This window comes from Aporhodopirellula rubra (genome assembly GCF_014192335.1).
GTDB lineage: Bacteria > Planctomycetota > Planctomycetia > Pirellulales > Pirellulaceae > Rhodopirellula > Rhodopirellula rubra.
On the sequence record NZ_JACHXU010000028.1, the window covers coordinates 33,315 to 46,146 of the forward strand.

The 12,832-nt window shown below is 55.4% G+C and carries 10 protein-coding genes; 4 read left to right on the forward strand and 6 right to left on the reverse strand.

Going from position 1 to position 12,832, the window contains the following annotated elements:
• Positions 1 to 31: 31 nt before the first annotated feature.
• Positions 32 to 307 (reverse strand): hypothetical protein, encoded by a 276-nt coding sequence (locus tag FHS27_RS26670; protein ID WP_184308806.1) that lies wholly within the window; start codon positions 305 to 307, stop codon positions 32 to 34.
• Between the two features lie 238 nt (positions 308 to 545).
• On the opposite strand from FHS27_RS26670, the gene FHS27_RS26675 reads away from it, so the two are divergent.
• The 3 genes from FHS27_RS26675 to FHS27_RS31245 are packed head-to-tail and all read left to right on the forward strand — an operon-like array spanning position 546 to position 3,177.
• Positions 546 to 1,466 carry an ankyrin repeat domain-containing protein gene (locus tag FHS27_RS26675; RefSeq protein WP_221225420.1) on the forward strand — a complete coding sequence of 307 codons (921 nt, stop codon included), beginning with the start codon at positions 546 to 548 and terminating at the stop codon, positions 1,464 to 1,466.
• Positions 1,466 to 2,485: an ankyrin repeat domain-containing protein gene (locus tag FHS27_RS26680; protein WP_246421011.1), complete on the forward strand. Its 1,020-nt coding sequence runs from the start codon at positions 1,466 to 1,468 to the stop codon at positions 2,483 to 2,485. Before FHS27_RS26675 ends, FHS27_RS26680 begins: the two co-directional genes overlap by 1 nt.
• A gap of 2 nt (positions 2,486 to 2,487) precedes the next feature.
• Positions 2,488 to 3,177 (forward strand): ankyrin repeat domain-containing protein, encoded by a 690-nt coding sequence (locus FHS27_RS31245; protein ID WP_246421012.1) that lies wholly within the window; start codon positions 2,488 to 2,490, stop codon positions 3,175 to 3,177.
• Between the two features lie 440 nt (positions 3,178 to 3,617).
• Here FHS27_RS31245 and FHS27_RS26690 read toward each other — a convergent pair whose 3' ends face one another.
• The 3 genes from FHS27_RS26690 to FHS27_RS26700 all read right to left on the reverse strand — a co-directional run bounded on the left by FHS27_RS26690 (position 3,618) and on the right by FHS27_RS26700 (position 8,877).
• Positions 3,618 to 4,106, reverse strand: a complete 489-nt coding sequence (locus FHS27_RS26690) for a hypothetical protein (RefSeq protein ID WP_184308808.1) — start codon at positions 4,104 to 4,106, stop codon at positions 3,618 to 3,620.
• A gap of 62 nt (positions 4,107 to 4,168) precedes the next feature.
• A complete protein-coding gene (locus tag FHS27_RS26695) occupies positions 4,169 to 5,614 on the reverse strand; it encodes a DUF1501 domain-containing protein (protein WP_184308810.1) in 1,446 nt (481 codons plus the stop codon).
• Positions 5,615 to 5,655: 41 nt separating this feature from the next.
• Positions 5,656 to 8,877 carry a DUF1553 domain-containing protein gene (locus FHS27_RS26700; protein WP_184308812.1) on the reverse strand — a complete coding sequence of 1,074 codons (3,222 nt, stop codon included), beginning with the start codon at positions 8,875 to 8,877 and terminating at the stop codon, positions 5,656 to 5,658.
• 203 nt (positions 8,878 to 9,080) lie between these two features.
• Between FHS27_RS26700 and FHS27_RS26705 the strand changes: the two genes are divergently transcribed.
• Positions 9,081 to 9,842, forward strand: coding sequence for an AraC family transcriptional regulator (locus FHS27_RS26705; protein WP_184308814.1), 762 nt, complete (start codon positions 9,081 to 9,083; stop codon positions 9,840 to 9,842).
• Between the two features lie 132 nt (positions 9,843 to 9,974).
• On the opposite strand, the gene FHS27_RS26710 is transcribed toward FHS27_RS26705, so the two are convergent.
• The gene (locus tag FHS27_RS26710; protein ID WP_184308816.1) at positions 9,975 to 11,693 is read right to left on the reverse strand and encodes a PTS sugar transporter subunit IIA; all 1,719 of its coding nucleotides are present in this window, start codon (positions 11,691 to 11,693) and stop codon (positions 9,975 to 9,977) included.
• 269 nt (positions 11,694 to 11,962) lie between these two features.
• Positions 11,963 to 12,187 carry a hypothetical protein gene (locus FHS27_RS26715; RefSeq protein ID WP_184308818.1) on the reverse strand — a complete coding sequence of 75 codons (225 nt, stop codon included), beginning with the start codon at positions 12,185 to 12,187 and terminating at the stop codon, positions 11,963 to 11,965.
• Between the last annotated feature and the right edge of the window lie 645 nt (positions 12,188 to 12,832).

Sequence of the window (12,832 nt, forward strand, 5' to 3'; positions counted from 1 at the left end):
CCCAGAACTCCTTGCGGACCATCTCGGGAATCTAGCACCTGAGTTGATGCAAGTTCATTTGTGTCTTGATTCTGCGAATGTCCAGCTCCACGTAGCACCGAAAACCAAATAGCTCCGCGAGATCTTCCTTCGTCACACCATCCTCACCGGCAACCTCGAGCATCTCCGCATCGATGCTAAAGTCGGCTAACGGGCCTGAGTACGAAATATTTCCGGCGTCTTGAACCTCATCGTATCCGCCACGATTTCCCGCCGCATCGGTTGAATACGCTTTTGAAAGAGAGGTGCCGCCAGGCTGCTCTGACAAATCCGATACCACTTGGCCCCGTGCGTCGTATTTGAATGGTCATCGGGTGGGCGGCACCATACGCTATACTACCAACACGGCGTGTTCGTCGACGAAGCCACGGGCTGGGATATTTATGGGTACGAGTTTTAAGATGAAAACGAACCAACGTCATGGGGTCTCGCAAACCTGTTTTCGACAATGCGTTTGCATTATTTTTTCGATACTCCCACTATCAGGCTGCATGGAAGATTTGACAATGCCGAAGATCCCCGGCGTGAAACGGACCTTTCATGAGGCGGTTGGTTGGAAAGCCGAAGACTTCTTCAATGACTCGGCGGTCGTCGAACTCTGTAATGCGATTGAGGCCAATGACATTGCGAAGATGAAACAATTGATCGCCGAGGGCGTCGACGTCAACGCGATCGGGGAAGGTGGTGTCACGCCATTGCTTTGGGCATTCGTGGACAACCAACCGGAACGATTTCAACTCCTTCTGGAACACGGGGCTAATCCCAACATCAAGACCACCACCCGGCTCAATGCCCCCAATGCATTCGCCGTCGGCGATTCGGTGACCACACTGGCCGCCAGTTCCTATTTCGTCGGTCCGTATGAAGCGGTGCTTCAACACGGAGGTGATCCATCCATCGTGGGTCCCCACAAGCAGCCTATGTTGCACGTCATTGTCGCCGCCCCAATCTCTCAGGAATTGAAGAAGAAACGCATTTTAATGGCAGTGGAATACGGTGCGGACATCAATCAAAAAGACTCCAAGGGAACGATCGGCAGAACCGCCGTCGCTGCTTTCCAGCAATGGGAACTCGCCCTTTGGCTCTTGCAGCAGGGCGTCGATCCTCATTACTATCCACCCCATGATGACACCAACATGGTAGGGTCTGCACTTAGCCATGGTGAGCTGATCACGCCCGGTCGAAAAGAAGCTTACGAAAAGCTCCTACAGTGGTTTCGAGAGGACGGTTACGACTTAGAAGCGATTCAAGAGACGACACGTCAATTGCGTGAAATCAAGGTGATCAAAAGCAGGAAACGTTTCATCCAACGCAAAATTGCGGAGCAAGTTCGCCAGGGACTTCGTCCCGATCCGAACCTTGACGCGGAAGCTCAAGACGAATGGTATGCCGAGCGGCGTCGAGCACGGCAAAGGCAAGCGGAGTGATGATGGGCTTGCAAGCCATTCATCACCAGCCTTGGTGGTTGCTAATTTGCTTCTCGTTGCTGTTGTCTTTGATCACCGGCTGCATGGAAGATTTGACCACGTTGAAAATCCCCGGCGTGAAACGGACCTTTCATCAGGCAATTGGTTGGGAAGCCGAAGACTTCTTCAATGACTCGGCAGTGATCGAACTCTGTAAGGCGATTGAGGCGAACGACCTTGCGAAGATGAAGCGATTGATCGCCGAAGGCGTTGACGTCAACGCGATCGGGGAAGGTGGTGTCACGCCGCTGCTTTGGGCATTCGTGGACAACCAACCGGAACGATTTCAGCTCCTTCTTGAAAATGGAGCCGACCCCAACGTCAAGACCACCACCCGGCTCAATGCCCCCAATGCGTTCGCCGTCGGCGATTCAGTGACCACACTTGCCGCCAGTTCCTATTTCGTCGGTCCTTATGAAGCGGTGCTTCAACACGGTGGAGATCCATCCATCGTGGGCCCCCACGAGCAGCCCATGTTGCACATCATTGTCAGAGCCCCGATCTCTCAGGAGTTGAAGAAGAAACGCATTTTGATGGCAGTGGAATATGGTGCGGACATCAATCAAAAAAACTCCATGGGAACCATTGCAGCTACCGCAGTCGGGGCTTTTCAGCAATGGGAACTCGCCCTTTGGCTCTTGCAGCAAGGCGTCGATCCTCATTACTACCGACCTGTCGAGAGCACCAACATAGTTGGAGTCGCGTTGAGTCATGAGGATCGTTTGACTCCTAGTAGAAAAGAAAGCTATGAGAAGTTAATGCAGTGGTTTCGAGAGGACGGTTACGACTTAGAAGCCATCCGAGAGAGTTCTCGTCAGATCCGTGAAATCCGGGTGCCCAGTAGCAGGAAACGTTTCATCCAGCGCAAAATTGCGGAGCAAGTTCGCCAGGGACTTCGTCCCGACCCAAGTCTGGACGCGGAAACTCAAGACGAATGGTATGCCGAGCGGCGTCGAGCACGGCAAAGGCAAGCGGAGTGATTATGGGCTTGCAAGCCATTCATCACCAGCCTTGGTGGTTGCTAATTTGCTTCTCGTTGCTGTTGTCTTTGATCACCGGCTGCATGGAAGATTTGACCACGTTGAAAATCCCCGGCGTGAAACGGACCTTTCATCAGGCGGTGGGTTGGAAAGCCGAAGACTTCTTCAATGACTCGGCGGTGATCGAACTCTGTGATGCGATTGAGGCCAACGACGTTGCGAAGATGAAACAATTGATCGCCGAGGGAGTCGATGTCAACGCAGTCGGTGACGGTGGTGTTACGCCACTGCTTTGGGCATTCGTGGACAACCAGCCAGAACGATTTCAACTCCTTCTGGAACACGGGGCCGATCCCAACGATTCGGAATCGGTTCGCAGTTCCGTCGACCTGATTCACGAGCGGGCACATCAAAATTCCCGATCGCTGATCGTCCGGGAATGGTCGCACTTGGATTGGATCGGATTTCCTTTCGAGGCATCGCCGCCGATGCGTTTCACTTGGGATGATCCGAAGAATCAGCGGATAGCGATAGACGAACCAGTCGAGTGGTGGATCCACAGCATCTTTGAAAAGGTCGTCACGGCAAGCTCGTCGATGGTTCGACTGAAATTCAAAAAACACTCAAAGTGTGAGCCCCGTGATTCCAACCTCTCTAACAATCACAGCCTCTTTCGGATTGTCAGAAATTAGTCGGTGGTTTGAGCGAAGCGAACACCAATGGAAACTGATTGATCGATATCACTTTGACTCTGAAGGACTCATCGATTCTGCGACCATTTCAGGGTCGGTGGTTCGCTTTTTCGTTCCCGGGGGTGCGCTGCTGCGCAGCAACCCCCGGCTAATCTCTTCCATCCCGGTCGGGATATCGCTCCAATTTGCGGACCCCAAACGGACAGGTAAAGACCTGTGTCAGGCCGACTTTTTGGCGTCCAGGCCAACACAGCTAATACACTGGAAGACTGCTGGCGATACGCTTAACGTCGCCGCAACAACGATGGTGACCATCGAGTCGCATCTCCTCTGGACCTTAGTGCATTTCCATTTTCGTTGTAGCCACCGTCGCCCGACGGTGGACCACGTTCTGGCGAACGTAGCTACCTTTGAAAACCTACGTCATTGACAGAGACGCTCTACACAGGCGGTTGGTACGGGTTGCCGCTTTCGATCGGTGTTCCTGTCGAGGTTACCGAATCATCAGTTTCTGACGCGGAGCATTTTCGCGTGCAAAACCGGACAACGATCAGCCGAATGACGAGCAGCGAGAGCGCAACCACGCTGAAATTTAACATCGCGACAAATCCGTTGAAGAAAGGACCAATGACCAAATTGGCTCCATCGGCCATCAACGCGTTCATGTCGGATTCGGACATTTGGTCGGAATGAAGATCCGCCCATTGCCCGCGAATCCGCCACTTCTCTTGGATTTCAACGGCGGACGAATGCGTCGCGAAAATGGTCAGCCCGATGATCGCGATCAGTTTCGCGATCCGGCGCAGCACCGTGCGGCGGATCAACGAAAGAAGAATCAATATAGCGATGCCCGACCAAACCACGCAGGGATAAACCCACGAGTAACCGTTGACGCGAGACGTCTCCCAGACCTGTTCGAAGGTTTCCATCGATCGACGCCTCTTCGTGGATTGTTACGCAAAGACGCCCGCATCGTGTCGTGTCGTGTTGGCTATGCGATCAGTTGATCGACCACGTGTCCGTGGACATCGGTGAGTCGGAAATCGCGGCCTTGGTATCGGTAGGTCAAACGCTCGTGGTCAATTCCCATCAGGCGTAGGATCGTTGCGTGGAGGTCGTGAATGTGAACTCCGTCTTGCACCACATTGTAACTGAATTCGTCTGTCTCGCCGTGGGAATGGCCTGCGTTCACACCACCACCGGCCATCCACATCGTAAAGCAACGTGGATGGTGATCGCGTCCGAAACTGTTCGCGGTAATCTTTCCTTGGCAGTAACTCGTTCGTCCAAATTCGCCACCCCAAATAACCAACGTGTCGTCGAGCATGCCTTGGTTCTTGAGGTCTTGGATCAAACCTGCCGTCGGCTGGTCCGTCATTCGGCACTGATTCTTGATACCGCCGGGCAGCCCAGCGTGTTGGTCCCATCCCGGTTGGTACAACTGGATGAACCGAACGCCCTTCTGAGCCAAACGTCTCGCCCGCAGGCAGTTCGCGGCATAGGTTCCCGGCGTGGTGACTTCGTCGCCGTAAAGCGCGAGCGTCTCTTTCGACTCCCCTGAGATATCGGTCACTTCCGGAATCGAGGTTTGCATTCGGAATGCCATTTCGTACTGCGAAATCCGATTTTCGATCGCCGGGTCGCTGGTCGCCTCGAGTTGCAACTGATGCAGTTCACCGATCCGATCGAGAGCCTTCCGGCGGCTCGTCCGATCGATCCCCGCGGGACTGTTCAGATACAGGACCGCGTCTTTGTCCGAACGCAACTCGACGCCGTCATACTTGCCAGGCAAAAACCCGCTTCCCCAAAGCTGCGCCGTGAGCGGTTGCCCACCTCGCTTGCTGGAGACCATCACGACAAACGCAGGCAGATCTTCGTTTTCGCTGCCGAGTCCGTACCACGACCACGCTCCCATGCTGGGACGGCCCGGGAACTGGGAACCGGTTTGCATCATCGTCACGCCGGGGCCGTGGTTGATCGCCTCCGTGTTCATCGACTTGATCACGCACAGCTCGTCGGCGATTTTGGCAGTGTGCGGTAAAAGATCACTCATCCAATGACCGCTCTCACCATGTTGAGTGAATTTGAACGGCGAACCCACCAACGGGAACGACGCTTGGTGCGCGCTCATTCCGGTCAGACGTTGTCCCATTCTCACCGAGGCGGGCAGTTCCTGACCGTTGATCTCGTTGAGTTTCGGCTTGTAATCGAGCAAGTCCATCTGCGACGGAGCACCGGATTGGAACAGGAAAATGATGCGTTTCGCTTTGGGTGCAAAATGCGTCGCAGGTGTGATGGCCGAAGGCGCGGCGATCGCACTGTCGGATTGCAACAACTCCGCAAGAGCCATCGATCCCAGACCATACCCGAAACGGCCGAGCCATTGACGACGCGATAAGACCGATGGGTCAAATCCGGTACAGATATTCTTAGTCATCGATTTACCTTGTGAGTGATTGGATAGATTTTGCGTCGTGTTCACTGGTGCCTCACGCATTCGTCGAGGTTCATGACCGAACTGACCAAGACGGTCGCGGCGGCTAGTTCAGCGGGCGAGAGTTCCGACGAAGGTTGAGCCTGTCCAACACCGAGAAACTCCTTCGCCTGCTCAGGGCTCTTTGCAAACCCGTCGAGTTGTTCGCGATAGAGCTGTTCGAGAATTTCTGCCTCACGCGAGGACGGCTGACGGCTGGTCAATCGTTCAAAGGTGTCACACACCATCACATGGACATCGTCACCGTGATCCGTCAGCAGATTCCCTGCCATCACCCGAGCCGCCTCAACAAACTGAGCACCGTTCATCAGCACGAGTGCTTGCAGTGGCGTCGAGGTGATCTCGCGTCGCAACCGGCAAACCTCGCGGGTCGGCGTGTTAAGCGTCATCATCACCGGTGCCGGCGAGGTCCGTTTCCAGAACGTATAAAGACTGCGGCGATAGAGTTTGTCCCCCTCATCGACTTTCAACGGATTGTACGCGAGTGCCACGTCATAGGTTTTCACCGGCGGACCGCCGACCTTGTCAACCAACAGGCCACTGACGGCGAGCATGTTGTCGCGAATCATTTCGGCTGACAAACGTTGTCCCGTACCACGTGACAGATACAGGTTCTCAGGATCCTTATCCCGCTCTTCCGCGGACACGACGCTGCTTTGTCGATAGGTCGCCGACAACGCGATTTTGCGTAGCAATTGACGAACGTCCCAACCCGATTGAACAAAATCTCGAGCCATCCAATCGAGCAAATTGGGATGAGTCGGTGGAGCACTTTGGTTGCCGAAGTCTTCGGACGTGCGGACCAATCCAGAACCGAACATCATTTGCCAATAACGGTTCACGGTGACGCGTGCGGTCAACGGGTGTTCCGGTTGCGTGAGCCACTGCGCGAACCCGAGTCGATTGCGAGGCATGTCGTCGTCCATCGGCGGCAAGAATTCCGGCCCTCGAGGCTGGACCGGTTTGCCAGGTTGGTCATACACGCCTCGTTCGAGCAGGTAAGCTTGGCGTGGCGTGGCACTTTCTCGCATGACCAAAATCGCAGGCGTCGCATCGATCGCGTTGTTCAATTCCACGCGAGCGGATCGCAACGCCTTGCGCAACTGAACCGCTTTGGCGTCAACAGCCAACGTGTAGTACGAACGCAATTCGGCAAGCTCTTCATCGGAAAGCTGATCGACCGGACGTATCAAGTTCGCGTACAACGCCTCTCCGTCATACAACTGAGCGACTTCGAGGTCACTGAGTTGACGATCGAACGCGTCGAACTGATCCACACGTCCGCCGACAAACCCGCGATCCCGATAACGTTCTCCGATCGCCAAATCAGGGTACCCGCCTCGCCACTGTGTGATATTGCGTGTCAGGTGGTCGACGACCACACGCGTTGCCGCGGGCTTGCCGTCGACAAAGATTTTCAGGCCATCGGCGCGGCTCGAACCGTCGTAGACCATGGCGACGTGAGTCCATTTCTCGGCGACGAGTTCGTCCGTCGTTTCGATCGCGATCGCATCGCCGGGCCAAAAATGACAGAGCTTTGCGACGAGTTTGTTTCCCTCACGCGTTAATTCGTACCCAATCGATCCGGCGTCATCCCAACCACGAGAACGACGGATCAGCACACCACGTGTTTCCACCTCCGGTGACCAAATCCACATCGAAAACGAGAACGGATCATGCCGTTCGAAGTGTCCTTCACCTGGCATGAAAATGGAGTCGTCCCCGGTCAGCTCGATCGCCTTGCCGAATTTCCCTTCGACGTGCGTGTTGGCGAGAGGCGTCAACGCAAATTTTTCAGATTGACCGGCCGCCTCGTTGGGCAATGCGTGAACCGTATCAGGCAAGAGCTTCTTTTCCGTTTCCGATATCAACTCGCCCGGACCGGGCTTCTGCAATTCGTCCATCGACAGTGCGACGACGTGTCCCGGCATCGGCGAAACAGACCGGCGGCGTGCTAACCAAGCATCGAATGCCTCGTCGATTCCCGTTTGCACGTACTCGCGATATTCGGCTTCGGCGGTCTCAACACTTCGCGTCGCCGCATCGATCACGGCAGCCTGTTTTTCATCGGGCAGTGGCATCGCCGGAGTGGGAACCGCGTCGGTGAAGTACGAGATCAAACCGTTCTCATCGATGTCATCGAAAAACGCTGACATCGAGTAGTAGTCTTCCGCGGTCAGCGGGTCATATTTGTGATCGTGGCAACGACAACACTCCATCGTTAGGCCGAGAAACGCGGCGCCGACGGTGTGCGTTCGGTCGGCAACGTTTTCGACACGGAATTCCTCAATCGCCACACCACCTTCTTTCTTATGCGAGTGCAGACGGTTGAATGCGGTTGCCAGTCGTTGCTCCTGAGTCGCGTTAGGAAACAAATCTCCCGCGAGCTGCCAGGTGATGAATTCGTCGTAGGGCATGTTGCGATGAAAGGCGTCGATCACCCAATCGCGATACGGCCATACAAAACGCTCGTCATCTCGTTGATAGCCGTATGTGTCGGCGTAACGAGCAACGTCCAGCCATTCGCTCGTCAGACGTTCCGCACACGCAGTACTCTGCAGCAAACGGTCGACGACCTTTTCATAGGCGTCCTCAGAAGTGTCATTGAGAAACTCGCGAATTTCGGGAACCGTCGGTGGCAAACCGGTTAAGTCAAACGTGACCCGGCGGAGCCACTTCTCGCGGCTGGCTGGTTCGGCATGAGTCAATCCTTTTTGTTTGACGACATTTGCCACGAAGCGATCGATCGGTCCTTTCGCCCAATCGCCGCCGGCGTCGGGAACCTCGACTTCCGAGGGCAGGGGCACGAACGCCCAGTGAGCTTCGAATCGGGCACCTTCGGAAATCCATTGGTCCAAGATCTCGATGTCTTCCGGTGTGAGTTTTTTCAAGTCACCGACCGGCGGCATGGGATCGTCCTCGTCGTGAATCCGAGCATGCACTTCGCTCGAATCGAGGTCTCCCGGGACGATGCCAAAGTAGCCACCCAAATCCGCGGTCGCGTTCTCAAACGAATCAACCCGAAACTCCGATTCCTGGTTCGCCGCATCCGGCCCATGGCACTTAAAGCACTTGTCCGAAAGGATCGGTCGAACGTCACGGTTGAAGTCGATCTCGGCATGCACTGGAACGGAGAGACCCACACTCGCGGTCGCAGATACGATCAACGCACCCAACCGCAAGGAGACACAACGGATGAAATCCATAGAGATTGACGATTTGAGAGAAAGGAGGCGGGATCGCGTTTACCAGTTGGCATCACGACTCGGGCGAGAGGAGGCAGCGGCACCGAAACGGCCGTTTTCTATACATTTAAGAGACCATTGCCCTCGCTAGTAATAGACGCATTCTAATCGTTAGGGAACGTCAGTCTTGTAACAACGGGGGCGTTTTTTGGTACGTTTTGACGATGCCCAATACACTCACTAACGCGAAAACGTTCGCCGCCGATTTCTTCGCCAAACGCCCGCTCGCCGATGACGTGATCGAGCTGTTTCGATTCCTACCGACGGTTTACTTTTACGCCAAAGACGCGAATCATCGTTACATCGCCGTCAACACACCCGTCCTGCGAGATGTCTTTGGGCTCGAACGTGACTTGGACCTGATCGGCCGAACCGACTCGGACTTCCAACCTCCCACCCTCGCCGAAGCCTACCACCAGGAAGATCGACGGGTGATGGAAGGCGGTGTGACGATCGCCAATCAAGTTTGGTTAGTGCCTCACATTCGCGGCACACCGCATTGGTACAAATCGACCAAAACTCCGCTGCATGACGGCAACGGGATGATTATCGGATTGGCGGGCGTGATGTACCCGATCAATACACCGGAGGAACAATCGACGAGCTTCCGCGAACTGGCCCCCACGATCGAATTTATCGAAGCCAACTACAGACAAACGATTTCGATGAAAGAGATGGCCGAACGCGCGGGCCTATCCACGACACACTTCAACCAACGGTTCCGCGAACTGTTGCGAATGACTCCGACTCAATTCTTACTCGCTCGACGCGTCGAGCACGCGCGACGTTTGCTGACCGAAACCGAAGACTCGGTCGCCGAGATCAGTGGCGCGATCGGGTTTTACGACCAAAGTCACTTCACCAAACGGTTCCGCCAAGTCACCGGCCTAACGCCGCTGGCGTACCGCAAGAACTTTCGCGATTAAAGCGTATCCACAAACGACGACCGTCCCGGTCACATCCACAGGAGTCGCCAGCAACGAACCTGTTAATGTCCGGCGACATTTTTTTAGACCGTGCTCCGGCCCGCGAAGCTCTGACTCGCGACCGAACGAACTTCATGAAGCGGGACGCAAGCCTGCTTGGTCGGCAGCGTCTTCGAGGAAGTAGTTGATATCCGCGTGTTTGTCAGCGTGCAAAATTTCGTACGCGTGAGCGGGACTTCGCGCGTGGTAAAGCTGCTCGACCAAGTTCGCGTCACGTGTGATTGCGGTGGCGAATGCCGAGAGGACTTGCAAGTGACGGGTGCGTTCGACTTCCGGAGTCGCCAACAACAACACCGCGTGAACGACGCGTCCGTCGGGCGTGTCGAATCCCAAACCTTCGGGACTGATGCCAAGGACACCTCGAATTTCGTTGCCCTCGCCTTCGTCCAAAATGGCGTGCGGGATCATCAAACCGTTCCCGAGACAGGTCGAGTGTTCATCATCTCTCGCAATCACCCGTTTGATGAATTCCTCTTGGCTGAGTTCCATCTTCGACGTTGCGTATAACTGCGCGGTCAATTCACGAATCGTGGCTTCACGATCGCTGCCCGTCAGACCAACCGCGATACGATGTTCCTGCAAGAAGTCCAGCAACCGGGCGCGGTCTTTGTGAGCCTCGCCTGATCGTTCCAACGCGAACCGAGTCGCGCTGGGACCGAGCAACTGATTGATCGCCAATGCCGACAATCCGACCGTATTGACGAGCGTTCGGACCTCTTCGCTGAACCCAGAGTTCTCGCCTGATATCAACAAAATCAAACCGACGGCGACGCCCCCGTGCGGCAATAACGCGATCCCCAAATAACCTCGCACGTTGGCGGTCACGCCAGCCAATGACATCGCGGAATACGCACTGGCGCATTTGCCGATCAAACGGGCAAAGAAATACAACGCGACCAAGGCGGCTGCCTGTGGGACTAATCCGAAGTCCAAACGCATTCCCGCGAACGTGTAAAACAGTGCGAACAACGCACCGCTGATCGTTTGCAGATAGGCCTCCCCGGAACGTACCAAATCGTGACGGACATTCGTCACCACGATCCCAGCAAACGTGCACGCCAGAATTCCGCCCGAGGTCCCGAACCCGGCGGCAAATCCCCACGCGCCTAAAACCGCCGCAACCATCGTCGGCCCCAAGAATGCGGGGCTGACCAACGTCCGTGTCAATAAAATCGCGAGCATGCCACAACCACCGCCGATCGCTAACGTCACGCCGAACTGAATCACGACACTCTGCAACGCATGCGACCACCCCGATTCGTCACCTAAGATCGTCGTGATGAATACGAACACGGCCACAGCGATCATGTCGATCAGCCCAATCGCCGCGAGCAAAGTACGAGTCAAGATTCCACGCGCACGGGCCTCCTGGATCACCAACACCGTCGTGCCCGGTGCACCGGCGATCGCAATCGCTGCTAACACCAGTGCGGGTTTCGCCGTCATCACGTCACCACCAGGAACCAACGGCCCGAGGAAGTAAAGCAGCAATCCGACAACGACCGGCGTGACCAGCAATTCGCCCAGCAGCAAGAACCCGATCCGCTTGGTCGTGTTTCGCAAACTCGCGAAATACAACGTCGCCCCGACCGTGAACGCGATGAACCCCAACACGAAATGCATGTAGGGCAAAAACCGATCGAGGCAGACGGGGTCCACCTCGGTGTTCATGCCGGGAAGGGCGAGCCTTCGTAACATGATCCCGGTCGCAATCCACCCGGTCACTTTGGGTAGTTTGGCCAATGCAAAAATTTCGCCGCCGACGATTCCCGCAATGAGGACCGTCGCCATATTTAACAGCGGGTCATCGAAGTGCAGGTTAAAAAAAGACTGGAACAGTGTTCGACTCCTCTCCGGAGTTGGAGGATTAGTAAGGCCTCACTTGGAGAACCGGCCAACTTCAATCAGGACCTGCTGAAACACGGCCCCTGTTTGAACACGGAGAACGAAGCCAAGCAAAATCGATAAGAACGTGACCAGAGGAATCTTGCTCGCTGCGAGGAAGACGAGAAGAGATTCGACGCACATCATGGCATATCCCTCGGCGCGCCGCACCCACACTACGCCAACGGCGGCGTCAATTCGGCGACCAACCTCGACCTCGCGTCGACGATAAATGAAATGATCCGTCCCGACGTCCCTCGATTGGATTGCCAACTCGAGGCGTGGAACTCCAGTGTGATCTGATCATCTCGGCGGCTCGCCAAGATACGGCGTGAGCGCAAACCTGTCCGGCCATCACGCGACCAGAGACGAGCGAGTGTGATCACAGTAACTGAAATCACGGTGGCTGAAATCACAGTGTGTGAAGAAACAGTACGTGAAGAAACGGTGCACGGCGATAGATTGCAAGGCAGAACGGTGCACAGTGAACAGTGCACAGTGAACGGTGCACATTAAACCCTGCAAAGTGAAGCCCGCACAGTGAAGCCTGCACGGCGCCCCGAGCAGACAGAATTTCTTGCACAAACCGACTCGCGGGTGGGTCCAAGCTCACCACAAACTGGCATTTTCCGCACACTGTCGCAAAGGCACGGCATTCCGCCCCAACGCGTTTGCAATCCCGCCGCAACCGGGGCGACTGCCATGCCCCCCACGCTCCTGTTCCGATCCGTGAATCGCGAGAAATCACTGTGATTTGCGGATTCAAATCGGCTCGTTCGCCAAAGAGTCCTACGCCGAGAGGAGATCAAAAAACGCCGCATCGACGGAATGTCGGGAGTGTCATTTCATACTGTGCGGAATGTGAATTTGCGTGAAACTCATCTAGCGATGTGTGTCACTTTTGACTATTCACGTCGCACATCGTCTTATTTCGCCAAAAATCCCGCTTTTGGCTCAAGTCGATGTTCGTCTCTACCGAGACGCGGTCGCCATGAGGGCGACTGAAAAACCGTCAATGACCCCAAACGGATTTGGGCCACCAGCCG